This is a genomic window from Agrobacterium sp. 5Ca39 (assembly GCF_055382365.1).
This window is the reverse complement of sequence record NZ_AP026436.1, coordinates 397,254-422,055: the sequence shown is the minus strand read 5'-3', so window position 1 is coordinate 422,055 and position 24,802 is coordinate 397,254. Positions and strand designations below refer to the sequence as shown.

Sequence of the window (24,802 nt, the reverse complement as noted above, 5' to 3'; positions counted from 1 at the left end):
GCAAAGGCCGGATCTCCTCTCACAATTTGCTTTCGCCAGATTCGGTTTTTACCGGCAAGGACGCAACCGGTTTTTCGGTTTTGGCCGGATAAAACGTATAGGACAGCGTTAAAGTATGAATGCTCTTGGTCTCGCGCGCCGTGGCGATGTCAGGATCGACGAAGAACACCACCGGCATTTCCAGCGTTTCGCCGGGCTGCAGCGTCGTTTCGGTGAAGCAGAAGCACTCCACCTTGTTGAAATAGGCGCCGGCTTCCATGGGCGTGACGTTGAAGACCGCCGTGCCTGTAGTCGCCACCGGTGAACGGTTCGTCGCCTTGAAGGTCACCTGCACCGTTTCGCCGATCTTCGGCGTGACCTTCCTGTCGACCGGCTGGAAATCCCAGTTGAGGCCGTTCGACGTATTGGCGTCAAAGGTGACATTGATGGTCTTGTCGAGGATCACATCGGAATATTGCTCGACGCGCTGGGTCGTGCCGTTGTAACCGGTGACACGGCAGAACAGCGTATAAAGCGGCACGGCGGCGTAGGCCATGCCGATCATGGCGCAGAAAAACACCAGACAGAGCACGAGGATGGAGCGATTGCTCACCCGTTGCCGCTCGGTCCCCGTTGTCTGCGCTTCCATATTCGCCATATCCTCCTCCTTCCCCCTCGATCAGCCCGTCAGTGCGAACCGATCTTGATGATGGTGATGATGTAGAATAGCACCACCAGACCGGCGAGCAGGACGCCGAGCGCAATATTGCGCCCGCGTCTCGATTTTTTCTGCGCCGCGCTCAGTTCCACCGTTTCCATCACAGGACTCCCGACATGACGGCCTTCAGGGCCGGCGCGAAATGATCGGCCAGAAGACCGGAGAAAATCGCAAAAAGGTAAAGCACCGAATAAGCGAACATCTTCTTGGCCGGCAACATCTTTTCGTCACCCTCCGGCATGCGCCGGACATCGAGCGAACAGTATACGAAGATGGCGCTCAGCACTGCCGCGAAAATACCGTAACCGGCGCTTGCCAGACCAGTGAAATAAGGCGCGACGGCTGCGGCTGCGGTCAACACCGCATAACAGATCATCTGGTTCTTGGTGGAGCGCTCGCCAGCAACATTCGGCATCATCGGAATGCCAACGGCGCCATAATCACGCATCTTGAACAGGGCCAGCGCCCAGAAATGCGCAGGCGTCCACAGGAAGATGATGAGGAACAGGATGATGCTGTCCAGCGAAACGCCGCCGGTGACGCAGGCCCAGCCAAGCATGGGCGGGAAAGCGCCTGCCGCGCCGCCGATCACGATGTTCTGCGGCGTCGAGCGTTTCAGCCACATCGTATAGATGACAGCATAAAAGAAGATGGTGAAGGCCAGAAGACCGGCCGAGAACCAGTTGATCGCAAGGCCGAGAATGACTACCGAGAAGGCCGACAGCGTCAGGCCAAAGGCCAGCGCCTCGCGCGGGGTGATACGGCCGGACGGGATCGGTCGCCTGGCGGTGCGGCTCATGACGGCATCGATATCGGCATCGTACCACATGTTGAGCGCACCGGACGCGCCCGCGCCGACGGCGATGCAGAGAATAGCGATGATGCCGAGTATCGGGTTGATTTCACCCGGCGCCAGCACGAGGCCCGCAAAGGCCGTGAAGACCACGAGCGACATGACGCGCGGTTTCAGCAATTCGAAATAATCGCGCGCGCCGGCTTCCGAGAGTTCGGAGCTTTCCGCGCCCAGCATTTCGCGATTGTCGATAACGGTCATTTCCTGTCCTGCTTCCTTCGAATGCCGCCTGTCGCGACATTCCCTGCATCGGCCGGAAACACGAGTGAGAGTTCCGGAATGCGCGATGCGTCGATCCATGGGTCCCGAACGTCACGGCCTGACCGGCAGCCGGTTCAACCGATGCCATCTGCCCGGCCTTACGCCGTGTCCTGCCGCCATTCGTCTGCGCTTGCCATTCATAAAGGCCAAAACTGGCATTTATCATATCCCGGCGCATGTATCACGCTGGAAGGCAAGCATCGCTTGGACAAAATGTCACGCGGCAGTAAAGGCAGCCCGTTCGGGAAAACGGCACGGGCCTGACCGTGCCGCCCTCTTTCTCAGCGCTCGGGACCCGCGAGCCTTACCGCGCGTCCCGATCCGTGCATCAGCGAATGCGCGGAAGCTGTTCCCACTGGTGGTACGGCGGCGGGGAAGACAGCTGCCATTCGAGCGTCGTCGCGCCTTCACCCCAGGGATTGTTGCCGGCGATCCGCTTCTTGGCGAAAGCTTCCCAGACACCGAAAAGGAAGATCAGCACGCCGACGGCCGAAATATAGGACCCGTAGGACGACACCAGGTTCCAGCCGGCATAGGCATCGGGATAATCGATGTAACGGCGCGGCATGCCGGCAAGACCGAGGAAGTGCTGCGGGAAGAAGATCAGGTTCACACCGACGAACATGACCCAGAAATGCAGTTTTCCGATGAACTCGCTGTACATGTAGCCGGAAATCTTCGGGAACCAGTAATACCAGCCGGCGAAGATCGCAAAGACGGCGCCGAGCGACAGAACATAGTGGAAATGGGCCACCACGTAATAGGTATCGTGCAGCGAGCGGTCGAGACCGGCATTGGCGAGCTGGACGCCCGTGACGCCACCGACCGTGAACAGGAAGATGAAGCCGATTGCCCAGACCATTGGTGTCGAGAAGGTCAGCGAGCCGCCCCACATCGTCGCGATCCACGAGAAAATCTTGATGCCTGTCGGCACCGCGATGACCATGGTTGCGAAGACGAAGTAGCGTTGTGCTTCCAGCGACAGGCCAACCGTATACATGTGGTGCGCCCAGACGATGAAGCCGACCGCGCCGATCGCGACCATGGCGTAAGCCATGCCGAGATAACCGAAGACGGGCTTCTTCGAGAAGGTGGACACGATGTGGCTGATGATGCCGAAGCCGGGCAGGATCAGGATGTACACTTCCGGATGGCCGAAGAACCAGAACAGGTGCTGATAGAGGATCGGGTCACCGCCGCCTTCCGGCGAGAAAAATGCCGTGCCGAAATTGCGGTCCGTCAGAAGCATGGTGATGCCACCCGCCAGAACCGGCAGCGAAAGCAGCAGCAGGAACGCAGTGACAAGGACCGACCAGGCGAAGAGCGGCATCTTGTGCAGCGTCATGCCCGGGGCGCGCATGTTGAGGATGGTGGTGATGAAGTTGATCGCACCGAGGATCGACGACGCGCCCGAAACGTGCAGCGCAAAGATCGCCAGATCCACGGCCGGTCCGGGCATGCCGTTTGTCGACAGAGGCGGATACATGGTCCACCCGCCGCCGACACCATAAGCACCCGCCGGCCCTTCGACGAAGAGTGACAGAATGAGGAGGATGAAGGCCGGAACGATCAGCCAGAAGGAGATGTTGTTCAGGCGCGGGAAAGCCATGTCCGGCGCACCGATCATGATCGGGATCATCCAGTTGGCGAAACCGCCGATCAGCGCCGGCATGACCATGAAGAAGATCATGATCAGGGCGTGCGCGGTGGTGAACACGTTGAACATGTGCTTGCCGCCGTCGATGGCAGCGTCGCCCTGGAAGCCGTAGACCATGGAGGCCAGACCGTGGAAGATCTGGATGCCCGGCTCCTGCAGTTCCATGCGCATGACGACGGAAAGCCCGCCGCCGACGATGCCGGCCATGATCGCAAAGATCAGGTAGAGCGTGCCGATGTCCTTATGGTTGGTGGACAGGAACCAGCGGGCGAAGAAGCCCGGCGTATGGGAATGATGTGCATCATGCGAATGGTCGTCATGCGCGTGCCCATCATGTGCGGAATGACCATGCGAGTGATGATCGTCGTGTGCGGAAGGTCCAGCCATTGTCCTCACTCCAGAATCAGTTGGTTTCGTTGGCGGCAACGTCGACGGTGCGCGGAGCGCCATCGACAGAGGCCATCAGCGCCCGGTTCGCGCCGTTCAGGTCAGAACCGGCGGCGGCGAGCCAGGTGTTGTACTGCTGTTCGGAAACCACCCGAATGGCGATGGGCATGAAGGCGTGATCCTTGCCGCAAAGCTCGGAACACTGGCCGTAATAAAGGCCTTCTTTTTCCGCCTTGAACCAGGTTTCGTTCAGGCGGCCCGGAACAGCGTCGATCTTGACGCCGAAAGCCGGCATGGCGAAGGAATGGATCACATCCGTCGGCGCGGCGGTGACGAGCAGGCGAACGGTCTTGCCGACCGGGACAACCATTTCATTGTCTACTGCGAGAAGACGCGGATAGCGGGCCTTGTCCTCCTTGCCGGCGGCGGCGCGATCCTGATCCTTCAGCATGTAGCTGTCGAAGGAGACCGGCTCGGCGCCCTCGGCAGCCGTATATTCGTAGCTCCACAGCCACTGCGTGGCGGTCGCCTTCAGCGTCACGTCGGGGTTTTCCGGCTGCGTGAGCTGCGCGTTCAAAAGATTGAACGACGGGAAAGCAAGGAACAGGAGAATGAGAACCGGCGCCAGCGTCCAGACCACTTCGATTGCCGTGTTGTGGCTGGTCTTCGAAGGCACGGGATTGGCCGAGGCGCGGAATTTCAGAACGACGACGATGAGCAGCGCAAGAACGAAAAGCGTAACCGGAACAATGAACCAGAGCGTATATTGTTCGAACCAGCGTATTTCGTGCATGATCGGCGTGGCGGCCTCCTGCATGCCCATTTGCCAATGCACCGGCTGATCGGCGTGGGCGCCGACAGCCGTGAGCAGACAGGTCATCCCCGCCAGTGCTGCGTAAATCCTATTCCTCACGGTACCCTCTCCCTCACGCGCCTGATCCAGATCAATCACAGGCGCAGAATCCATGCTAATGGTAATAACTTCAAACCACAGTTTGCCCTCTGCCGCAATATGCGTCACGCCACGGATGCGCCCCAATTTTGCCATTGATCAATCCGCGCGCGACTTTCCTGCAGCCTGTGCGTCGGCTCGTCTGCCGAAGACGATTTCGCGACGAAAAAATGCGGCAAGCCCCGTCTTCCAGCCGGTTTGATCGCGGGATGACGACCGTTGCCGCGAACAAATCCGGCTGCCATCAGGACCGACAGGTCCTATTTCCGCCCAACTCGGCTGGAATTGAAAGCCCGAGGCTTTTTTTTCCGGATTATGGCGTCAAAATAGCCGCACTGATTCGAATCCCAGAGGTATCCATGCGTCTTTCCCCGCTCGCGCGCACTTTTCTTGCCGCCGCCGGTCTTGCCATCATCGCCCCCGCCGCCGCGGCGCTGGCGCAACAGTCGCAGCCCGGAACGCCGAAGTCGACGCATGGTGCATGGTCGGTCATCTGTGACAAGCCGGCGGGCGCTTCGGAAGAACAATGCGCCCTGATGCAGAACGTGATTGCCGACGACCGCCCGGAAGTCGGTCTTTCAGTGGTGGTGCTGAAGACGGCCGACCGTAAGTCGCGCATCCTCCGCATCCTCGCACCGCTGGGCGTGCTTCTGAAGGACGGCATGGAACTCTATATCGACAATAACAATATCGGCCGCGCCTATTTCACCCGCTGCTTCTCCGAAGGCTGCTATGTGGAAGTTGATATTGACGACGAGTTGCTGAAGGTTCTGCGCGCCGGCAAGAACGCCGTTTTTGCACTGCGTGAATCCGTCGATCAGGACCGCGTCGGCATTCCGATCGAACTGACGGGGTTTGCCGAAGGTTACGACGCGCTTCCTTGAAGCCTGCCGTACCGGACAGCCTTGCGTCCGCCCGCTCCAGTGCCTAAATCGGTCATGAACGATAATGACTGGAGCCTCCTATGACCGACGATCTTGTAAAACTCTTCGATTGCGACGAAACGCAATTGCGCAAGCTCGTCGGCGAGGCGCTCGCCGGCGCTGATGATGGCGAGCTTTTCATCGAACATGCGCAGGCCGAGTCGCTGACTTTCGATAATGGCCGGCTCAAGGGCGGTTCCTTCAATACAGACCAGGGTTTCGGCCTGCGGGCGGTCGCCGGCGAGACGGTGGGTTACGCCCATGCGGGCGAGCTTTCGCAAAGCGCGCTGAAACGTGCATCGGATGCGGTCAGCGCAGTGACGAGAGGTTATTCCGGCTCCTATGCCGCCGCACCGCAGCGCACCAACAAGAAGCTCTATGGCGACGAGAACCCCATCGGCAGCCCGAGCTTCGAAGAGAAGGTGAAGCTTCTCACCGATATCGATGCCTATCTGCGTGACAAGAACCCCAATGTCCGGCAGGTGACGGCGACGATTTCCGCAAGCTGGCAGGTGGTTGACATTCTGCGCGCCGATGGCCACCGCGTCAGTGACGTCAGGCCGATGACCCGCATCAACATCTCCGTCGTGGCGGGTGAAGGCGATCGGCAGGAAAGCGGCTCCTATGGCATTGGCGGCCGGGTCGGTTTCGGCGATTTCATCACAGAAGAAAACTGGCAGCGCGGCGCCGATGAGGCACTGCGTCAGGCGCTCGTCAACCTCACCGCCATCGATGCCCCGGCCGGCACGATGGATGTGGTGCTGGGCTCCGGCTGGCCGGGTGTGATGCTGCATGAGGCCGTGGGTCACGGTCTGGAAGGCGATTTCAACCGCAAGAAGACGTCCGCATTCGCCGGCCTGATGGGCGAAATGGTCGCCGCGCCCGGCGTGACCGTGGTGGACGACGGCACTATCGACAGCCGCCGCGGCTCGCTGACCGTGGACGATGAAGGCACCCCTTCCGGTTACAACGTGCTGATCGAGAACGGCAGGCTGGTGGGCTACATGCAGGACCGCCAGAACGCCCGGCTGATGGGTGCGACCCCCACCGGCAACGGTCGCCGTCAGGGTTATGCCTATGTGCCGATGCCGCGCATGACCAATACCTACATGCTGTCGGGCGACAAGACGCCGGAAGAGATCATCGCCTCCGTCAAGAAGGGCATCTATGCCGTCTCCTTCGGCGGCGGCCAGGTCGATATCACCTCGGGTAAATTCGTGTTCGGCTGCACCGAGGCCTATCTCATCGAAAACGGCAAGATCGGCGCGCCGGTGAAGGGCGCCATGCTGATCGGCAACGGGCCGGATGCGATGAAGCGCGTCTCGATGATCGGCAATGATTCGAAACTCGATACCGGCATCGGCAATTGCGGCAAGGCCGGGCAATGGGTGCCTGTTGGCGTCGGCCAGCCGCATCTGCGCATGGACCAGATCACCGTGGGCGGCACGAAGGCGTAAATCTCCCGACCCTGCCTGTAACGACTGTTAATGCGTATCTGTAGCGCGGATAAAGTGATGTATCGGTGCATCCCTACACCCGTCATTCCGGCCTTGAGCCGGAATTCAGCCGATGCGCGTCGGCGCGGCGGGAAGGCTCTTTTCAGCCCAAGGACTTGGCTGGCTGGATTCCGGCTCAAGGCCGGAATGACGGAAGAAAGAGTTGCAGCCACACTGAGCCTGGCGGCGCCTCGTCAGCCGATGACCGCACACATGGCTGCCATGATGCGGTTTCCTCTGGTGTGCAGCCGCGAAGACGGTAAGATCACTCTTACCGCAGGCCTTACGCCCACACTGGGCTGTGTAGCAAAGGAGACCATGACCATCATACGAAATGCCCTCGTTCCTGAACTTGCCGTCAGCGACTGGCAGAAAAGCCGCGCATTTTATTGCGACCTGATCGGTTTTCATGTGGTCTATGAGCGCCCTGAAGAGGGCTTTACCTATCTGGCGCTGGGGGAAGCCCAGCTGATGATCGACCAGATTGGCGCGACGCGGACATTCGTGACCGATAATGCCGTGCTCGAATTTCCGTTTGGTCGCGGCATGAACCTGCAGCTTGCCGTCCCCTCGCTGCAACCCATTCTTTCCCGGCTGGAGCGATCCTCCATCGACCTCGTCATGCCGCTGGAAGAAAAATGGTACAGGCGCGGCACGGTCGAAGTGGGCAACCGGCAGTTCATCGTCGCCGATCCCGATGGTTACCTGATCCGTCCGTTCGAGAGCCTTGGCGAACGCCCTTTCCGGTTCGGTTGAGCCATGCTGCCTTTTCTCCCGTGGGCCGTGGTTTTCGACATGGACGGATTGCTGATCGAGAGCGAGCGGCTCTATCGCGATTCATTTCTGGCGGCTTCGGAAGAAGGCGGCCACGGCATGAGGGTGGAGACCTATCAGAAGGTCTGCGGCAGCCCGTGGGACGTCATCACCGGCACCATTTTTGCTGATTATGGCGCGGATTTTCCCATCGACAGTTTTCGAGACGCCTGGCTCCGGCATCTTGGCGTGATGATGGCCGATGGCGTGGCGTTGAAGCCAGGCGTCACCGAGATACTCGACCTTCTCGACAGCCTCGATATCCGCCGCGCCATCGCCACCTCGTCGCGGCACGATTCGGTGACGCGCCATCTTGGGCCCCACGATCTTCTCAGACGCTTCGACACAATTGTCGCGCGCGGCGACTATACGGAGCCGAAACCGGCGCCCATGCCCTATCTGACAGCCGCGCGACGACTGTCCCTTGATCCCGGGCGTTGTCTTGCCCTGGAGGATTCATACTCGGGTGTACGCTCGGCGACATCGGCAGGCATGATGACGATCATGGTGCCCGACGTTGCGCCGCCGACCGAGGAAATGCGGGAGAAATGCGTGGCCGTCGCCAGCGACCTGCATATGGTGGCCGACCTTCTGCAAAAAGCGCAGGCCTGAGTAGAATGAAAATCGGGCTGGGCGCGCGAGACGGCGTCATACGTGCTTCGCGATTTGACGTCATGATGAAACGCATGTCGGGCTGGGGCGCCGCTACTGGGCAAATGCCTCTGCCGGCGTATCCATAACCGGGGTAATCATGACGCCTGTCGCCGTGTCACTCATCACGCTGATACTGCTGGTTCTGTCCCTGTTCCAGATTGCGCTCGCCGCCGGCGCCCCTTTCGGCGGCCTTGTCTGGGGCGGCGTGCACACGGTATTGCCGGGACGGCAAAGGATAGCCAGCGCAGCGACACCGCTCATTTATGCGCTTTTCGCGTCCTTCCCGCTGCAAAAGGCGGGTCGGGCCTACATCTGGCCGTCTGGCTGGGTTGAACCTGGAATCTGGATCATCGCCTGTTACATGGCGGTGAGCATCGGATTGAACGCAATGTCGAAAAGCCGCCCGGAGCAGCTGGTCATGGCTCCTGTGGCTGCCGCTCTTGCGATCCTGTTCTTTGTCATCGCGTTCTCCTAGCGGATCGCGCAGGCGCGACGCAGCAGGATCGAATGGTCCTCGGCGGAGCGTCAGGCCCCCGGCTTGAAGCGCCACTTGCGTTCTATCGAATTTTCGAGATCGAGACCGTTGCGATGCGCCAGCAGCAGTACGTGGCCGAGCAGATCGGCGGTTTCGTCAGCCAGATCACGCTTCATCTCCTCTTCGCTTCTGCCCCTGCTGCGCCCCCGCCCCGTCAGCCGGTTCCAGGCCTGCGTAACCTCGCCCACCTCCTCCTGAAGCTTCAGCATGAACCAGTCGGGATCACGGGCGATCCCGTTTTCATCGGCATATTTCTGCGAGGCAGCCTCGAACTGGCGCATCATGGACAGAAGCATTTGTTCATCCTTTGTTCGTGATATCCAACTCTAATCACGATTCTCCGGCAGCGTCGATTCGAAAGCGCTTATGGACGGCGGATGGAGCGTCTGCCGGGCCACCCTTGGCCCGGCGCTGTTTGATTTGCTGCTTAAACAGGCAGGCGCCAATGGCGCGGCATGACGCCCTTAGGGGTACATGCGGACCTTGGACCAGGCACCGTCTGGCGTGTCGCGGCGGAATTCGATGCGGTCATGCAGGCGGAACTTGCGGTCATGCCAGAATTCGATGCTGACGGGGCGAATGCGGAAACCGGACCAATGGGACGGGCGCGGAATATCGCCGATCGCATATTTGGCGGTATATTCAGCCACCGCCTTTTCCAGCGCGAAACGGCCTTCCAGCGGCCGTGACTGCTTGGAGGCCCAGGCGCCGATGCGGCTGCCGCGCGGCCGGGAGGCGTAATAGGCATCCGCCTCCTCGTCGCTCACGATCTCCACCTCGCCGCGCAGGCGCACCTGACGTCGCAGGCTCTTCCAGTGAAAACACATGGCCGCTTTTTTCTGGCCGAGGATCTCCCGGCCCTTCTGGCTTTCGAAATTCGTGTAGAACACGAAGCCGCGGTCATCGACGCCTTTCAGCAGCACCATGCGCACATTCGGCAGGCCATTTTCGTCCACGGTGGCAAGTGCCACCGCGTTCGGATCGTTGATCTCGGAAGCCGTCGCATCCTTCAGCCATTCGGCAAAAAGCGTGAAAGGTTCATTTTCTTCCGTGAAGTCACTGGATGTTAACCCCGTTTCCGACATATTGACTAAAATGCTCCCGAGCTGATTTGGACCCCAGAGATGATCTCTGGTGAAAGATGGTGACCGTCATAGCAAAGTCGAACAGTCGAACAAAGAGCCTCCTTTCGTCGGTAGCGGAAGTTTCCGCCGTCGTGTCGATGCTTGCGGTGCTGAGCGGATGCGTCAGCCTCGATCTGTTCGGCGGCGACAAGGTTGACCGCTCGCTTTCCACCGCCTCCGTGCCGAACCAGCAGAATGGCAGCGCCCAGACCGACGATGTGACCATTCGCAATGCGGTGACATCGGCCGATCTCGCCAAACTTGCCGACCAGCCGCTGCCCTGGGCGAATGCCGCCACCGGCAGCGCCGGCGTCGTGACCGCCATTCACGAAGACAAATCAAGCGGTTTCGTCTGCCGCGATTTCAAGACAACGCGCCACTCCTTCGAAGGGGTGGCAGCTTATTCCGGACAGGCCTGCCTGTCGGAAACCGGCGAATGGTTGATGACCCGCTTCGAGCAGAAATAATCTGTTTACCCTTCCATGGGGAATAGGCGCGGCCCCGGTGCGTCGAACCTGCTCCGTAAAGGAGTGATTAGCAACTTATTGCAACAGTCGACGTTGATTAAACCGAGGGCGTGCAGGCGAATGATCGCGGGCACCCCTTTTCGGAGGGGTTAGCTTCAGGATTGCGCCATGACGGGCGGCAGGCGCCTGAGCCAACGTAACTGGTGTTTCGCATGCGCGATCCATATTCGATCCTCGGCGTAAAACGTGACGCCCGCCACGAGGAAATCAAGGCCGCCTGGCGCACGAAGGCGAAAACCGTTCATCCGGACGCCAATCGCGACGATCCCGATGCCTCGGCGCGATTCGCCGAGATCGGACAGGCCTACGACCTTCTGAAAGACCCGAAAAAGCGCGATCTCTACGATCAGGCCCGCAAGGCTGCAGAAAAAAAGCAGCGCGATCAGACCATCATGCAGCAGCGGGAGGCCGCGCGCGAGGCGGCTGAACGCGCCAGGGCGGCCGAAAAGCTGATGGAAGAACTGGCCCGGGCGGACGCCCGCAACCGGACGCAGACCGGCCAGAAAACCGACGCCAGGACGGAAAGTGCCGAAGACATCGTCGAGCGGATTTTCGGCGCGGAGGCACAGAACGATCCCAAGGTACAGCAGGCGGCGGAAGCGGCAAAGGCTGCCGCAAGCGCCGTAAGAGGCGATACACCTGCCGCCGGCGAGGCCGCCCAGTCCGGCGCTGGCGATGACAGGGCCGCGCCCGTCTCGCTTGCCGCCAATCTCTTCAGCGCTCTCGTACGCCGGTTCCGCACGCCGCAACCAGCTCCCGAAAAGGCGCCCGATATCACGGCGGAGGCCATCGTCACGGTCGCCGATCTGCTGGAGCAAAAGTGGATTACCGTATCGCTTGCCGATGAACGAGAGGTTCGCTTCCAGCTGGAAGCCGGCATGACCGACGGACATGTGGTGCGGCTGAAGGGACAGGGGCTGAAGCTTCCGAACATGGCCCGCGGCGATCTCGCCGTGACATTGCTGACCGCGCGCGAGGATGCGTTTTCCCTTCGTGGCTTCGATATCCACACGACGTTGCCGATCTCGCTCAGCGATGCGGTTCTGGGCTGCGAAGCAAAGGTCAAGACGCCGCTTGGCGAGGAAAACATCACCATTCCAGCCTGGTCAGGCTCGGACCGCGCGCTCAGGATTGCCGGCAAGGGTGTTGCCGACGGCAATGGCGGCTCCGGCGATCTCGTCATCGAACTGCGCATCGTCCTGCACGAGAAGCCCGATGAAAAGGTGACCGACCTGATGCGCCACATGCGCGAAGGCCTTTATTTGTGAAAGTTTTGCGAATAACCGGGACAACGCACCCTTTGTTACGTTCCCTAACAGTTGATGATCCTTGGCAATCTTGAACAGGATTGCAGCCTATGCCATAGGCAGGACCGATCAAAAGTACTAGGGAGCATAAAATGGCTCAGGCATCTGGCCTCATGGCTGGCAAACGCGGCCTCATCATGGGTGTCGCCAATAATCGTTCCATCGCTTGGGGCATCGCCAAGGCCTGCGCCGACGCGGGTGCGGAAGTGGCTCTCACCTGGCAGGGCGATGCGCTGAAGAAGCGTGTCGAGCCGCTGGCCCAGGAACTCGGCGCCTTCATGGCCGGTCACTGCGATGTGACCGATCTCGAGACGATCGATGCGGTTTTTGCCAGCCTGGAAAAGCACTGGGGCAAGATCGACTTCGTCGTGCACGCCATTGCCTTTTCCGACAAGGATGAGCTGACCGGCCGTTACCTCGATACCAGCCGCGACAATTTCAACCGCACCATGGACATTTCCGTCTTCTCGCTGGCCGCCGTTGCCAAGCGGGCGGAGCCCGTCATGAATGACGGTGGTTCGATCGTGACGCTTACCTATTACGGCGCCGAAAAGGTGATGCCGAACTACAACGTCATGGGCGTGGCCAAGGCCGCGCTTGAGGCAAGCGTGCGTTACCTCGCCGTCGACCTCGGCAATCGCGGCATCCGCGTCAATGCCGTTTCCGCCGGCCCTATCAAGACGCTCGCTGCTTCCGGCATCGGCGACTTCCGTTACATTCTCAAGTGGAACGAATATAATGCGCCGCTGAAGCGCACCGTTTCGATTGAGGAAGTCGGCAAGTCGGCGCTTTACCTGCTCTCCGACCTTTCGACCGGCGTGACCGGCGAAATCCACCATGTCGATTCCGGTTACCACACAATCGGCATGAAGGCGGTGGATGCGCCTGACATTTCGGTGGTGAAGGACTGACGACAACCGGGAATGCTTGAAACTGGGGTATCGCCTTGCTCGTCTATGTGATCCGGCACGGACAAACGGACTGGAATGCGATACGCCGGCTTCAGGGCCAGAAAGACATTCCGCTCAATGATTTCGGCCGCCAGCAGGCGGTCGGCAATGGTCTGCTTCTCGCCCGCCTCCTGGGGGATCAGGCCGCGGATTTCGATTATGTAGCAAGCCCGCTCGGGCGTACGCGCGAGACAATGGAACTGATGCGCGGCGCGATGGGGCTCGATCCCAAGGCCTATCGCACCGACGACCGCCTCATCGAAGTTTCCTTCGGTGACTGGGAAGGGCAGACGTTGCCCGAGCTCAAGAAGGAATTTCCGGACCGGGTGAAGGCGCGCAAGGCCAACAAGTGGGATTTCATTCCCCCCGGCCAGGATGCCGAAAGCTATGAAATCCTCTCCTGGCGCATCGGCGCATGGCTCTCCTCCGTGGAGCGGCCGACCGTCTGCGTCTGCCATGGCGGCGTCATCCGCTCGATTTTCAGACTTGTTTCAGGCATGGACAAGGATGAGGCGTCGCGGACGCAAATCCCGCAGGACCAGATTTTGAAGGTCGAGATCGACAGGAACAGCGTGGAGTGGATTTCCTAGGGGCTGGCAGCTTTCCTATGATTGGCAGGACATCGCAGCTTGTTTCTTCTCTCACCCGGGGAGAGGTGGCCCGAAAGGTCGGATGAGGGGCAAAGTTGCCGGATTTCGGAGAGCTTGCCCCTTATCCCACTGCCGCGGACTTCTCCCCGTCGGCGAGAAGAAACAGGTGGCACCCGCTCGTTTCACAAAGGAGGTTTTGACTTGGTAGGCGGCTGCTTACTCCACAACCTGCAGATCGTCGACCACACGTTTCCCATCCACTTCCGTGTAGAAGACAACGACCTTCACGCCCGCTTTCAGACCTTCGAAATTGAATTCTTCCGGCACACGATAGGTCTTGCCGTCGTTCAGCGTGATACTGAGACCGTTCGCGTCGATCTTGCTGATCGTGCCTTCCACGTCGACGCTCTGGGCGAAGCCGTTGATCGGCATCAGGAGGTTGGCGGTGGCCAGAAGGGCGGCAATCATCATACGCATCGATCTAGCTTTCGTGGATTTGCGTGAAAACCTTACATGCATGAAGAATTGCCTTTCGAATGTGGCGGAAATTGCCCGCAACCATGACATTTTCGGCCCAATTGATGAACGGATTTCAAATCCTGTTCAAGCCGTTAGTGATTTTTACACCGCATTTTCCGGCAATATTGGAAAACTCGGGTTTAGGGTGGAAAACCCCGGCTCTTTTACAATTTCGTCATCTCAAAAAACCGTCGATACGGTCGAATCACTTTCCGTCGCCCATGGCGGGACTGTCGTTTTTCGTCCTTTCGCAAGTCGTGAACGGTACGTCACCTTCTTATCGCGTTTGCGATGAAAGAAAGGCTTTTGCCTTGTCCGGATTTTCCACTAAGACAAATCCGCTTGTTTTAAACGGCGCTGTCCACAGGCGCCCCGTTTTCCGGTTTGAGAATTATGTCGCATAACAGTTTCGGTCATCTTTTCCGCGTTACCACCTGGGGAGAAAGCCACGGGCCGGCACTTGGCTGCGTGGTGGATGGTTGCCCGCCCGGCATCCGGTTTACCCTTGCCGAGGTGCAGCACTGGATGGACAAGCGCAAGCCGGGCCAGAGCCGCTTCGTCACCCAGCGGCGCGAGGACGATATTGTCAAGGTCCTTTCCGGCGTCATGCTGGATGAGGACGGCGAGACGATGACGACAACAGGCACGCCGATTTCCATGCTGATCGAAAATACCGACCAGCGCTCCAAGGATTATGGCGAGATCGCCAGGCGATTCCGCCCCGGACATGCGGATTTCACCTATGACCTGAAATATGGCATTCGCGATTATCGCGGCGGCGGTCGCTCTTCCGCGCGCGAGACGGCGGCGCGTGTCGCTGCCGGCGCAATCGCGCGAAAGGTGGTACCCAGCCTCAACGTGCGCGGCGCGCTGGTGCAGATCGGCAAACACAGGATCAACCGCGACAACTGGGATTGGGATCAGGTCGATCAGAACCCGTTCTTCTGCCCTGATGCCGCCATGGTGCCCGTCTGGGAAGAATATCTCGACGGCATCCGCAAGGCCGGTTCGTCCATCGGCGCCGTTGTCGAAGTGATCGCCGAAGGCGTTCCGGCGGGTATCGGCGCACCGATCTACGCCAAGCTTGACCAGGATATTGCCTCCAGCCTGATGTCGATCAACGCCGTCAAGGGCGTGGAAATCGGTGAGGGTTTCGCCTCCGCCGAGCTTTCCGGCGAGGAGAATGCCGATGAAATGCGCATGGGCAATGACGGCAGGCCGATCTTCCTCTCCAATCATGCCGGCGGCATTCTGGGTGGCATTGCGACCGGCGAGCCCGTCATCGCGCGCTTTGCCATCAAGCCGACCTCGTCAATCCTGACCGAGCGCCAGTCGATCGATGCCGATGGCAACAATGTCGACGTGCGCACCAAGGGACGCCACGACCCCTGCGTCGGCATTCGTGCCGTGCCGATCGGCGAAGCGATGGTGGCCTGCACCGTTGCCGACCATTATCTGAGGGATCGCGGCCAGACCGGCCGGTTGAAGTGAGGTATTTCCGCCATGGCCTATGACCAGAAACGCGTTGTCGATGCCATCCGCGCTTTCGAAGCCGGTGAAATCGTTGTCGTGACCGATGATGATGACCGTGAGAACGAGGGCGATCTGATCATTTCAGCGGTCCACTGCACGGCAGAAAAGATGGCTTTCATCGTGCGCCACACGTCAGGCATCGTCTGCGCCCCCATGCCGCGCGAAGAAGCCAAGCGCCTGAACCTCAATGCCATGGTGGCCGAAAATGACAGCGCCCATACCACGGCCTTCACCGTCAGCGTCGATTTCAAGCACGGCACCACAACGGGCATTTCCGCCGATGACCGCACGCTGACGGTGCGCAATCTCGCCAATCCCAATGTCGGAGCCGCCGATTTTACCCGGCCCGGACACATTTTCCCGCTGATTGCCCGTGAGGGCGGCGTCCTGATGCGCTCGGGACATACGGAAGCCGCCGTCGACCTCTGCAAGCTGGCAGGCCTGCCGCCGATCGGTGTCATCTGCGAACTCGTCAATGACGACGGCACCGTGACGCGCGGACCGCAGGTCACTGCCTTTGCGGAGAAACACCAGCTCAAGCAGGTGTCGGTTGCCGATCTCATCGCCTACCGCCAGCGCAAGGAAACGCTGGTGGAGATGGAATCCTCCTTCACCATCGAAACGCCCTTCGGCCCGGCCAGAGCGCAGACCTACTCCCTTCCCTGGGACCGGATGCAGCACATGGCGGTGATTTTCGGCGACATCAGGGACGGTGTCGACATTCCCGTGCGCCTGCACCCGGAAAACGTCGCTGACGACGTGTTCGGCGACCGCCAGCCGGTGCGGCACTACATGCAGAAGATCGCCGAGGAAGGCCGCGGCGTCATCGTCTATCTGCGTGAAGGCTCCGTCGGCGTCGGCCAGGTTGCGGGGCGGCGCAAGGCGCGCGACCCGGACGAGGCACACGCCCAGGCCCGCTCGCGGGAAAACGAATGGCTGGAAATCGGTCTCGGCGCGCAAATCCTCAAAGACCTCGGCATCAGCTCGATCAAGCTGATGACCACGCGCGAACGCCATTATGTCGGTCTCGAAGGATTCGGCATCAAGATTTCCGCGACGGATATCGGGTGAGCCTGGGTTTTGCCTGGTCTCGCCACGCAATTGTGAGGCGAGCGGGTTCCGCCTGCTTCTTCTCGCCGCCGGGGAGAAGTCCGTGGCAGCGGGATGAGGGGGCTAGCTCTCCGTAAATCTCTACCGTTGCCCCCTCATCCGACCCTTTGGGCCACCTTCTCCCCGGCGGGGAGAAGAAATATGCCGCAACGCCGCGCTACAATGCAGTATCACGGATCGATAACCTTGAGTCCGAGGGCACCTCTCTCGCAATCATCCGTGCGAAAAACTCAGTTTTCCTCCCGCCAGCCCTCCAGATAGTTCACGCTCTCGACCCCTGTGAACTTCGCAAGCCGCGACAATTCCGCATCGAGCTTTTCCAGCCGCCCGGCCGAAGCGCGCACGCCGGGCTCGAGCCACAGGCGGCGTACATCCAGAGTGCTGCCTTTGCGCTCCGCCTTCATGTCGATGCGACCGATCAGACGGTCGCCTTCCAGAAGCGGAAAAACATAATAGCCATATTGCCGCTTTGGCTCCGGCACGAAGACCTCGATGCGATAATAAAAGCCGAATAGCCGCTCCGTGCGGTTTCGGTCACGCAGCAAAGGGTCGAAGGGGCTCAGCACGCGAACGCGGGAGGACGGTTCCGGTACGTCCGTCAGGTCGGCAGTGAAATCGGCAAAGGCATAGGACTGGCGGGCAGTGTCGCCGTCACTTGCGAGAAGCGATACCTCGCACAATTCATCGCGATGGTTTTTGACCCAGTCCCTCGCCTCCTGCGGCGTCACTAGATCGAAAAACGCGGCGATTTCGCCATGCGTGGCGAAACCCAGCCGCTTCAGCGCCTCGCGGCAGGCCCAGTCGACGAATTCGGCGTGCTCCACTTCGGTCTCGTGATGCTCACCGGGAATGACCCGTTCGGCCAGATCATAGACCTTCTGGAAGTTCACACGGCCGGCAATTGCAAGCTTGCCGGTGTGCCAGAGATATTCGAGTGCGGTCTTGGAGGGATGCCAGTTCCACCAGCCACCGGACTGGTGTCCCTCCTCTTTAAGCTCCCGCGCCAGCACCGGCCCGGTTGCGGCGATGCGCTCCAGCGTTTCGCCGAACGCGGCATCGAAACCCTCACCGTGCCATTTGCGCCAGCGTTCCTGAATGATCGGCTCGCGGCGGCGGAAGCGGTGTTTCCAATAGGGATAAAATTCCGTCGGCAGGATGGAGGCATCATGCGTCCAGTGCTCGAAAAGGGCGTGGTCCTTTTCCAGCAGCGTGGTCAGATGGTTGCGCCTGTAGGTCTGGTTGCGGGAGAAAATAATCTGGTGATGGGCGCGCTCCACCGTGCCGATGCTGTCCACCTGCACGAAGCCGAGATCGTTGATGAGCTGCAGCAGCCCATCCTTGGAAAGCGCCTTGCCGGGCGGGGAGGAAAGGCCCTGCCGCGCCAGAAAAATCCGCCTTGCTGCTTCGTTCGAAACCTTGATCGTCATGGCCCAGAAGGTATGACGGCTTTTTCGCGAATGCAATGTTCTTTTTTTGTTCCTTGTTTCACTTCTGTTGATGACGGGATATAGAACCGGAAACGAGCGCGAGGATGTAAGTTTGGAAATCCGTTTCGATGCCGCCGGTGTCGTTTTCGAGGGCCGGCAGGTCCTGCAGCCGCTGTCTTTGACGTTGACGGAACGGCGTATCGGCGTAATCGGTCTCAATGGTTCCGGTAAGACCACCTTTGCCCGGCTGATCAACGGGCTGAACAAGCCAAGCGAGGGCAAGGTTTCGGTGAACGGTCTCGACACCGTGAGCGACGCCAGGGCCATCCTGCAGATGGTCGGTTTCATCTTCCAGAATCCCCAAAACCAGATCATCCTGCCGATCGTGCGCGACGATGTCGCCTTCGGGCTGAAGCGGCTCGGCCTCGGCAAGGCCGAAACTGAAAATCGGGTGAAGGTCGTTCTGGCCGGACTCGGCATCGCGCAGCTGGAAGACCGGCGCGCGCATGAGCTTTCCGGCGGTGAGCTACAGCTTGCAGCGCTTGCCGCCCTTCTGGTGACGGAACCGCAAATCCTCATTCTCGATGAGCCAACCAACCAGCTTGATCTCAAAAACCGCGCAATCGTGGAAAGAGCCATGGCGGCGCTGTCCCAGGCGCTGATTGTCATAACCCACGATCTGCCGTTGCTTCGGGGTTTCGACCGGGTGCTGGTTTTCCATGAGGGTGCGCTTATTGCAGATGCTGCACCTGAAGCGGCGGTGGCGCGCTATCTGGAGGTGGCGTCGCGATGAAATCGCTGCATGTCGAAGGAACGGGCTGGCTTTACCGCGTCTCGCCGCGCCTCAAGCTTCTGACGCTCATGGGCTTCAGCATTGCATTGTTCCTCACCCGCGACTTGCTGGTTCTCGCATGCGCGATGGTTCTGGCCGCGCTAGCTCTGAGCGCGACGCGGCTGCCCCTCAAGGACATCGCCCTGCGGCTGCGGCCGGTGATGCTGACGATCTTCCTCGTCGCCGGCTTCAGCTATCTCCTGCTTCCGGCCCACGATGCCAGTGTCAATCTTATGCGGCTGACGGCACTTGCGTTGCTCGCCACCGCGGTCACCATCACCGTCAGCATTTCGCAGTTCATGGACGAAATTACACGTGCTGCCTCCCCGCTGGAAAGGCTGGGGCTGCTCAAGGCCGCCGATATCGGGCTTGCAGTCGGGCTGGTGGTGCGCTTCGTGCCTGAGATCGTCAACCGTTACCATGCGGTGCGCGATGCACACCGGGCGCGTGGCCTGCCCGTGCGGATGGCGACCATCATCGTGCCCCTCGTCATTATGACGTTGAAGGATGCCGATGCCATTGCCGACGCCATTGACGCGCGCGGTTTCAGAGGCCAAAGCTGACGGCCAGACAACCATCCGGAGTTTCCGAGCCATGACGACCCGCGACCTTGTGCTGATTTCGCTGTTTTCCGCCATCATCATCGCGCTCGGGCTTTTGCCGCCGATCACGCTCGGTTTCATTCCGGTGCCGATTACCGCGCAGTCGCTCGGCGTCATGCTCGCCGGCGTCGTCCTCGGCGCAAAACGCGGCACACTCGCGGTTCTGCTGACGATCCTGATTGCCGCCATCGGCCTGCCGGTGCTTTCGGGCGGACGTGGTGGTCTTTCGATCTTCACCACGCCGACAACGGGCTTCCTGATCGGCTGGATCGCAGCCGTTTTCGTCACCGGCACGCTCTCGGAAAAATTCGTCAATCGCAGCCAGTCCGCTCTGGCGCAGGGTGTTGGCTTTTTCGTCGCCAGCCTGATCGGCGGCGTGGTCGTGCTTTATGCTTTCGGCATCACCTACCTGGCGGTGGTCGTCGGTCTCGGTTTTGAAAAGGCTTTCATGGGTTCGCTTGCCTTCATCCCGGGTGATGCGCTGAAGGCCGTGCTGGCAGCCCTTGCCGGCCGCGCCGTCATGGCGGGTTATCCGCTGCTGCCGCAGCGCGCCTGAAAACACTTTCTTCGGGAGGAAAAGAATGGCGACGCGTTTATACGAACATCCGATCTTCCTCGAGCATATCACGCCTTCCGGCCATCCCGAGCGGCCGGACCGCCTGCGGTCGCTGAACATCGCGCTCGAACATCCGAATTTCGAGCGCCTTGATCGCAAAGAAGCGCCTCAGGCCAATGAGGATGCGGTGCTGCTGGCGCATCCGGAAGAGCATCTGCTTGCCGTGATGCGACAGATTCCGGAAGAGGATGGCGAGATCAACCGCATTGAGGCCGACACTTACGTTTCGCAAAAAAGCCTGCAGGCGGCGCTGACCGGCATCGGCGCCGCAATGGCGGCAGTAGACGATGTCTTTACCGGCGCTGCCGACAATGTCTTCGTTGCAGCCCGCCCGCCTGGCCACCATGCCGAGACCGCCAAGGCCATGGGCTTCTGTCTTTTCAACAATGTGGCGATCGCCGCCCGCCACGCGCAGAAGGCGCATGGTGCCGAGCGCGTCGCCATCATCGACTGGGATGTGCACCACGGCAACGGCACGCAGGACATCTTCTGGAACGACACATCCGTGCTGTTCTGTTCCACCCACCAGATGCCGCTTTATCCGTGGAGCGGCGATAAAAACGAAACCGGCGTGAAGAACAACGTCGTCAACGCACCGCTTTCTCCGAACACCGGCAGCGAACATTTCCGCGAGGCATTCAAATCACGCGTTTTGCCGGCGATTGCGGATTTTTCGCCCGATCTCATTCTCATCTCCGCCGGTTTCGACGCGCATCACCGTGATCCGCTGGCGCAGATCAATCTGGTGGGAGAGGATTTCGACTGGGCGACGGGCCGGCTCTTGGAGATGGCGGATAAATACACTTCGAACCGGGTCGTCAGCCTGCTGGAAGGCGGTTATGATCTGGAAGGGCTGGCGGAATCGGCAGCCATGCATATTTTGAGAATGATGAAGGGTTGAACATGACGGAAAATGCCAACACAGCCGATGTCAGCGGTTATTCGTTCGAAAAAGCCGTCGCCGAGCTGGAAAGCATTGTCGCACGTCTGGAACGCGGCGACGTGGCGCTGGACGAATCCATCGCCATCTATGAGCGCGGCGAAGCCCTGAAGAAGCATTGCGAAACGCTGCTGAACGCTGCCGAAAAGCGCATCGAGAAGATCCGTCTCGACCGCGCCGGCAAGCCGCAGGGTGTGGAGCCGCTTGACGGAGAGTGATTGCGTTTAGGGTGAGCGTTCGGACGGGATTCGATAAGGTAGCCACCTCCCGATTTAAACGCTAGACGTCATCCTCGGGCTTGTCCCGAGGATCTGCAATGCATTGATTTTCTTGACGTGTTTAGATCCTCGGGACAAGCCCGAGGATGACGGAGGAGAGGTTTGAGAACCTTCCCGGCCGTAAGGTGTTCTCACAATGTCGTGTTAACAAGGATCGTTGACGCTGCGTTCGATATCGCGATGCTCCCCTCCCCCTCGGTTATGCTAAACTCCCGCCAGACGATACGAGGAGCTGACCATGTCCTTCTTTCCCGGTAACGATCCCGTCGCGGGCGATGCCTTTGCCTGCGACGCCATCGAGAACCTCATCATCCCCCGCACCAGCGATATTGGCGGCTTTGCGGTGCGGCGCGCGCTACCGACGCGGCAGCGGCGGCTTGTCGGTCCCTTCATCTTTTTCGATCGCATGGGTCCGGCGATACTGAAGGCCGGTGAGGCGCTGGATGTGAAGCCGCATCCGCATATCGGGCTTTCCACCGTCACCTATCTGTTCGACGGCGAAATCAAGCATCGAGACAGTCTCGGCACCGAGCTTGTCATCCGCCCCGGCGACATCAACCTGATGACGGCCGGGCGCGGCATCGTGCATTCGGAACGCACGCCGGAAAACCTGCGCGGCCATCCGCTTTCCATGTCGGGCCTCCAGACCTGGCTTGCCCTGCCCGACCATATGGAGGAAATCGACCCGGCATTTGCCCACACGGCAAAGGAAGAGATGCCGGTGATCGATATCAAGGGCGCGTCGGGTCGTGTAGTGATCGGTGAATTCGAGGGCCTCACCTCCCCCGTTGCGGCCTTCACGGATACGCTTTATGTCGACCTGACGCTGGAGCCGGGGGCAAAGTTTCCCTTTTCCGCCGATCATGAGGAGCGGGCGATCTATATCCTGTCCGGCTCGCTGGATGTGGCGGGCGATATCTTCGCCGCCGACCAGCTGCTCGTCTTCCGGCCGGGTGACGACATCACGCTTCAGGCCGGCAGCAATGGCTGTCACATCATGATCTTTGGCGGGGCAGCGCTGAATGAGCGCCGATACATCTGGTGGAACTTCGTTTCGTCATCAAAAGAACGCATAGAACAGGCCAAACAGGAGTGGAGAACGGGACGCTTCGACATCGTTCCCGGCGACGAAGAAGAGTTTGTCCCTTTGCCGGAAGGTTGAAATTCTATAGAAGTATACGACATGCATGGTTCACCCGGCGGCTTTCGCGATGAAAGACGTTCTCACGCGCCGCGCGGGGACCACCAGAAAAGGCCGAACGATTGACCGGAATGCCACAGACACCATTGCTTGACCGGGTGAATTTTCCCTCCGATCTCAAGGAGATCGATGATCGCGACTTGCCGGAACTGGCAAGGGAACTGCGCGACGAGATGATTGACGCCGTGTCGAAAACCGGTGGGCATCTGGGTGCCGGCCTTGGCGTTGTGGAACTGACGATTGCCATCCACAAGGTCTTCAACACGCCCGAAGACCGGCTGATCTTCGATGTCGGCCATCAATGTTACCCGCACAAGATCCTGACCGGCCGGCGTGATCGCATCCGCACGCTGCGGCAGGAAGGTGGCCTTTCCGGTTTCACCCGCCGTGCGGAAAGCGAATATGATGATTTCGGCGCCGGCCATTCTTCTACCTCCATTTCCGCCGGTCTCGGCATGGCGGTGGCGGCGGGCTTGGATGGCAGCGACCGCAAGGTCATTGCTGTCATCGGTGACGGTTCCATGTCTGCCGGCATGGCGTTTGAGGCACTGAACAATGCCGGCGCGCTCGATGCACGACTGATCGTCATCCTCAACGACAACGACATGTCGATCGCGCCACCGACCGGCGCGATGAGCGCCTATCTGGCGCGTCTCGCCTCCGGCCGCACCTATATGGGTTTTCGCGATTTCGGCAAGAAGCTGACGGCGTATCTCGGCAAGACGATCGACCGCGCCATTACCCGCGCCGTGACCCATGCACGCGGTTACGTGACCGGCGGCACGCTGTTCGAGGAGCTTGGTTTCTATCACATCGGCCCGATCGACGGTCACTCCTTCGACCACCTTTTGCCGGTGCTGCGCAATGTGCGCGACAACCAGAAAGGCCCTGTCCTCATCCATGTGGTGACGCAGAAGGGCAAGGGTTATGCGCCGGCGGAAGCCGCAGCCGACAAATATCACGGCGTCAACAAGTTCGACGTCATCACCGGCGCGCAGGCGAAAGCCAAGCCGAATGCGCCGAGCTATACTAGCGTCTTTGCCGAGGCGCTGATCCAGGAAGCCACACTCGATGAGAAAATCATCGGTGTGACGGCCGCGATGCCCAACGGTACCGGCCTCGACAAGATGGCCGAGCTGCTCCCGGCGCGCACCTTCGATGTCGGCATTGCCGAACAGCATGCCGTCACCTTTGCGGCGGGGCTTGCGGCTGACGGTTACAAGCCGTTCTGCGCGCTTTATTCCACCTTCCTGCAGCGCGGTTACGACCAGCTGGTGCATGATGTGGCGATCCAGAGCCTGCCCGTGCGTTTCCCGATCGACCGCGCCGGTTTTGTCGGCGCCGACGGGCCGACCCATGCCGGCTCCTTCGACACCACTTTCCTCGCCACCCTCCCCGGCATGGTAGTTATGGCGGCCTCGGATGAGGCGGAGCTGAAACATATGGTCCGCACGGCGGCCGCCTATGACGAAGGCCCGATTTCCTTCCGCTATCCGCGCGGAGAAGGTGTCGGCGTCGAGATGCCCGCGCGTGGGGAGATTCTTCAGATCGGTAAGGGTCGCATCATCAAGGAAGGCACGAAGGTTGCCCTGCTTTCCTTCGGAACCCGCCTTGCGGAATGCCTGGCGGCGGCCGAAGACCTGGACGCCGCCGGTCTTTCCACCACGGTTGCCGATGCACGCTTCGCCAAGCCGCTCGATCTCGATCTCATCCGACAGCTTGCCGCCCATCACGAGGTTCTGGTGACGATAGAAGAAGGCTCGGTCGGCGGTTTTGGCGCACATGTGCTGCATTTCATGGCAAGCGCCGGCCTGCTCGATCACGGCCCCAAGGTGCGGACACTCACACTGCCCGACCAGTGGGTGGAACAGGCCAAGCCAGAGACCATGTATGCCAATGCCGGCCTCGACCGGGCCGGCATCATTTCCACGGTGTTCAATGCGCTCGGCCAGCGTCAGGCCGACGTCGGTTTCGCCGGCTGACAAAATTGCCGGGACAGGAGGCGGGACTATCCCGCC

At 60.2% G+C, this 24,802-nt stretch carries 28 protein-coding genes; 19 read left to right on the top strand and 9 right to left on the bottom strand.

The window, feature by feature from the left end:
* Positions 1–19: 19 nt before the first annotated feature.
* The 5 genes from ACZ47E_RS02005 to coxB all read right to left on the bottom strand — a co-directional run bounded on the left by ACZ47E_RS02005 (position 20) and on the right by coxB (position 4,735).
* Positions 20–637, bottom strand: a complete 618-nt coding sequence (locus ACZ47E_RS02005; RefSeq protein WP_004440369.1) for a cytochrome c oxidase assembly protein — start codon at positions 635–637, stop codon at positions 20–22.
* Positions 638–666: 29 nt separating this feature from the next.
* Positions 667–798, bottom strand: coding sequence for a hypothetical protein (locus ACZ47E_RS02000; protein WP_003521105.1), 132 nt, complete (start codon positions 796–798; stop codon positions 667–669).
* On the bottom strand, positions 798–1,751 hold the full coding sequence (locus ACZ47E_RS01995) for a heme o synthase (protein ID WP_004440366.1): 954 nt from the start codon (positions 1,749–1,751) through the stop codon (positions 798–800). The genes ACZ47E_RS02000 and ACZ47E_RS01995 overlap by 1 nt, the downstream gene beginning before the upstream one ends.
* A 388-nt stretch (positions 1,752–2,139) precedes the next feature.
* Positions 2,140–3,855, bottom strand: coding sequence for a cytochrome c oxidase subunit I (ctaD, locus tag ACZ47E_RS01990; RefSeq protein ID WP_278067267.1), 1,716 nt, complete (start codon positions 3,853–3,855; stop codon positions 2,140–2,142).
* Positions 3,856–3,871: 16 nt separating this feature from the next.
* Complete coding sequence (gene coxB / locus ACZ47E_RS01985) at positions 3,872–4,735, bottom strand: cytochrome c oxidase subunit II (protein ID WP_034496285.1); 864 nt, start codon at positions 4,733–4,735, stop codon at positions 3,872–3,874.
* Positions 4,736–5,166: 431 nt separating this feature from the next.
* Here coxB and ACZ47E_RS01980 point away from each other — a divergent pair, with 431 nt between their 5' ends.
* From ACZ47E_RS01980 to ACZ47E_RS01960, 5 genes are all read left to right on the top strand, one after another.
* Positions 5,167–5,691 (top strand): invasion associated locus B family protein, encoded by a 525-nt coding sequence (locus ACZ47E_RS01980; protein WP_278067266.1) that lies wholly within the window; start codon positions 5,167–5,169, stop codon positions 5,689–5,691.
* Between the two features lie 80 nt (positions 5,692–5,771).
* Positions 5,772–7,187 (top strand): metalloprotease TldD, encoded by a 1,416-nt coding sequence (tldD, locus tag ACZ47E_RS01975; RefSeq protein WP_022555734.1) that lies wholly within the window; start codon positions 5,772–5,774, stop codon positions 7,185–7,187.
* A gap of 357 nt (positions 7,188–7,544) precedes the next feature.
* Complete coding sequence (locus ACZ47E_RS01970; protein ID WP_037090785.1) at positions 7,545–7,982, top strand: bleomycin resistance protein; 438 nt, start codon at positions 7,545–7,547, stop codon at positions 7,980–7,982.
* Positions 7,983–7,985: 3 nt separating this feature from the next.
* Positions 7,986–8,651: an HAD family hydrolase gene (locus tag ACZ47E_RS01965; RefSeq protein ID WP_278067265.1), complete on the top strand. Its 666-nt coding sequence runs from the start codon at positions 7,986–7,988 to the stop codon at positions 8,649–8,651.
* A gap of 139 nt (positions 8,652–8,790) precedes the next feature.
* On the top strand, positions 8,791–9,168 hold the full coding sequence (locus ACZ47E_RS01960; RefSeq protein ID WP_278067264.1) for a hypothetical protein: 378 nt from the start codon (positions 8,791–8,793) through the stop codon (positions 9,166–9,168).
* Positions 9,169–9,218: 50 nt separating this feature from the next.
* Here ACZ47E_RS01960 and ACZ47E_RS01955 read toward each other — a convergent pair whose 3' ends face one another.
* Both ACZ47E_RS01955 and pdxH read right to left on the bottom strand, forming a co-directional pair.
* On the bottom strand, positions 9,219–9,524 hold the full coding sequence (locus tag ACZ47E_RS01955; protein ID WP_035209412.1) for a pyrophosphohydrolase domain-containing protein: 306 nt from the start codon (positions 9,522–9,524) through the stop codon (positions 9,219–9,221).
* 168 nt (positions 9,525–9,692) lie between these two features.
* Positions 9,693–10,313 carry a pyridoxamine 5'-phosphate oxidase gene (gene pdxH / locus ACZ47E_RS01950; RefSeq protein ID WP_006699879.1) on the bottom strand — a complete coding sequence of 207 codons (621 nt, stop codon included), beginning with the start codon at positions 10,311–10,313 and terminating at the stop codon, positions 9,693–9,695.
* Between the two features lie 56 nt (positions 10,314–10,369).
* On the opposite strand from pdxH, the gene ACZ47E_RS01945 reads away from it, so the two are divergent.
* The 4 genes from ACZ47E_RS01945 to ACZ47E_RS01930 all read left to right on the top strand — a co-directional run bounded on the left by ACZ47E_RS01945 (position 10,370) and on the right by ACZ47E_RS01930 (position 13,726).
* Positions 10,370–10,819, top strand: coding sequence for an RT0821/Lpp0805 family surface protein (locus tag ACZ47E_RS01945; RefSeq protein WP_004440354.1), 450 nt, complete (start codon positions 10,370–10,372; stop codon positions 10,817–10,819).
* A 212-nt stretch (positions 10,820–11,031) separates the two neighbouring features.
* Positions 11,032–12,147, top strand: coding sequence for a DnaJ C-terminal domain-containing protein (locus ACZ47E_RS01940; RefSeq protein WP_045532593.1), 1,116 nt, complete (start codon positions 11,032–11,034; stop codon positions 12,145–12,147).
* A gap of 131 nt (positions 12,148–12,278) precedes the next feature.
* A complete protein-coding gene (gene fabI / locus ACZ47E_RS01935) occupies positions 12,279–13,097 on the top strand; it encodes an enoyl-ACP reductase FabI (protein WP_004440350.1) in 819 nt (272 codons plus the stop codon).
* A gap of 35 nt (positions 13,098–13,132) precedes the next feature.
* Positions 13,133–13,726 (top strand): histidine phosphatase family protein, encoded by a 594-nt coding sequence (locus tag ACZ47E_RS01930; RefSeq protein WP_006699881.1) that lies wholly within the window; start codon positions 13,133–13,135, stop codon positions 13,724–13,726.
* Positions 13,727–13,942: 216 nt separating this feature from the next.
* Here the strand turns inward: ACZ47E_RS01930 and ACZ47E_RS01925 are convergent, their stop codons facing one another.
* A complete protein-coding gene (locus ACZ47E_RS01925; protein ID WP_006699882.1) occupies positions 13,943–14,203 on the bottom strand; it encodes a DUF1344 domain-containing protein in 261 nt (86 codons plus the stop codon).
* A 40-nt stretch (positions 14,204–14,243) separates the two neighbouring features.
* On the opposite strand from ACZ47E_RS01925, the gene ACZ47E_RS01920 reads away from it, so the two are divergent.
* From ACZ47E_RS01920 to ribB, 3 genes are all read left to right on the top strand, one after another.
* Positions 14,244–14,540: a hypothetical protein gene (locus ACZ47E_RS01920; protein WP_162484559.1), complete on the top strand. Its 297-nt coding sequence runs from the start codon at positions 14,244–14,246 to the stop codon at positions 14,538–14,540.
* A 98-nt stretch (positions 14,541–14,638) separates the two neighbouring features.
* On the top strand, positions 14,639–15,736 hold the full coding sequence (gene aroC, locus ACZ47E_RS01915) for a chorismate synthase (protein ID WP_004440343.1): 1,098 nt from the start codon (positions 14,639–14,641) through the stop codon (positions 15,734–15,736).
* A gap of 12 nt (positions 15,737–15,748) precedes the next feature.
* Entirely contained in the window at positions 15,749–16,849 is a 1,101-nt protein-coding gene (gene ribB / locus ACZ47E_RS01910; RefSeq protein ID WP_004440341.1) for a 3,4-dihydroxy-2-butanone-4-phosphate synthase, read from the top strand.
* 269 nt (positions 16,850–17,118) lie between these two features.
* Here the strand turns inward: ribB and ACZ47E_RS01905 are convergent, their stop codons facing one another.
* On the bottom strand, positions 17,119–18,315 hold the full coding sequence (locus tag ACZ47E_RS01905; protein WP_107339090.1) for a winged helix-turn-helix domain-containing protein: 1,197 nt from the start codon (positions 18,313–18,315) through the stop codon (positions 17,119–17,121).
* 112 nt (positions 18,316–18,427) lie between these two features.
* On the opposite strand from ACZ47E_RS01905, the gene ACZ47E_RS01900 reads away from it, so the two are divergent.
* The 7 genes from ACZ47E_RS01900 to dxs all read left to right on the top strand — a co-directional run bounded on the left by ACZ47E_RS01900 (position 18,428) and on the right by dxs (position 24,766).
* Positions 18,428–19,108 carry an energy-coupling factor ABC transporter ATP-binding protein gene (locus ACZ47E_RS01900; RefSeq protein WP_004440338.1) on the top strand — a complete coding sequence of 227 codons (681 nt, stop codon included), beginning with the start codon at positions 18,428–18,430 and terminating at the stop codon, positions 19,106–19,108.
* Entirely contained in the window at positions 19,105–19,710 is a 606-nt protein-coding gene (locus tag ACZ47E_RS01895; protein ID WP_072494042.1) for an energy-coupling factor transporter transmembrane component T family protein, read from the top strand. Before ACZ47E_RS01900 ends, ACZ47E_RS01895 begins: the two co-directional genes overlap by 4 nt.
* 31 nt (positions 19,711–19,741) lie before the next feature.
* Positions 19,742–20,305 carry a biotin transporter BioY gene (locus ACZ47E_RS01890; RefSeq protein ID WP_107339384.1) on the top strand — a complete coding sequence of 188 codons (564 nt, stop codon included), beginning with the start codon at positions 19,742–19,744 and terminating at the stop codon, positions 20,303–20,305.
* Positions 20,306–20,330: 25 nt separating this feature from the next.
* The gene (locus ACZ47E_RS01885) at positions 20,331–21,266 is read left to right on the top strand and encodes a histone deacetylase family protein (protein ID WP_006699885.1); all 936 of its coding nucleotides are present in this window, start codon (positions 20,331–20,333) and stop codon (positions 21,264–21,266) included.
* A gap of 2 nt (positions 21,267–21,268) precedes the next feature.
* Positions 21,269–21,523: an exodeoxyribonuclease VII small subunit gene (locus tag ACZ47E_RS01880; protein ID WP_003503059.1), complete on the top strand. Its 255-nt coding sequence runs from the start codon at positions 21,269–21,271 to the stop codon at positions 21,521–21,523.
* A 298-nt stretch (positions 21,524–21,821) separates the two neighbouring features.
* Positions 21,822–22,745, top strand: a complete 924-nt coding sequence (locus tag ACZ47E_RS01875; protein ID WP_004440327.1) for a pirin family protein — start codon at positions 21,822–21,824, stop codon at positions 22,743–22,745.
* Between the two features lie 101 nt (positions 22,746–22,846).
* Entirely contained in the window at positions 22,847–24,766 is a 1,920-nt protein-coding gene (gene dxs, locus ACZ47E_RS01870) for a 1-deoxy-D-xylulose-5-phosphate synthase (RefSeq protein ID WP_464016888.1), read from the top strand.
* The last annotated feature ends 36 nt before the right edge of the window (positions 24,767–24,802 follow it).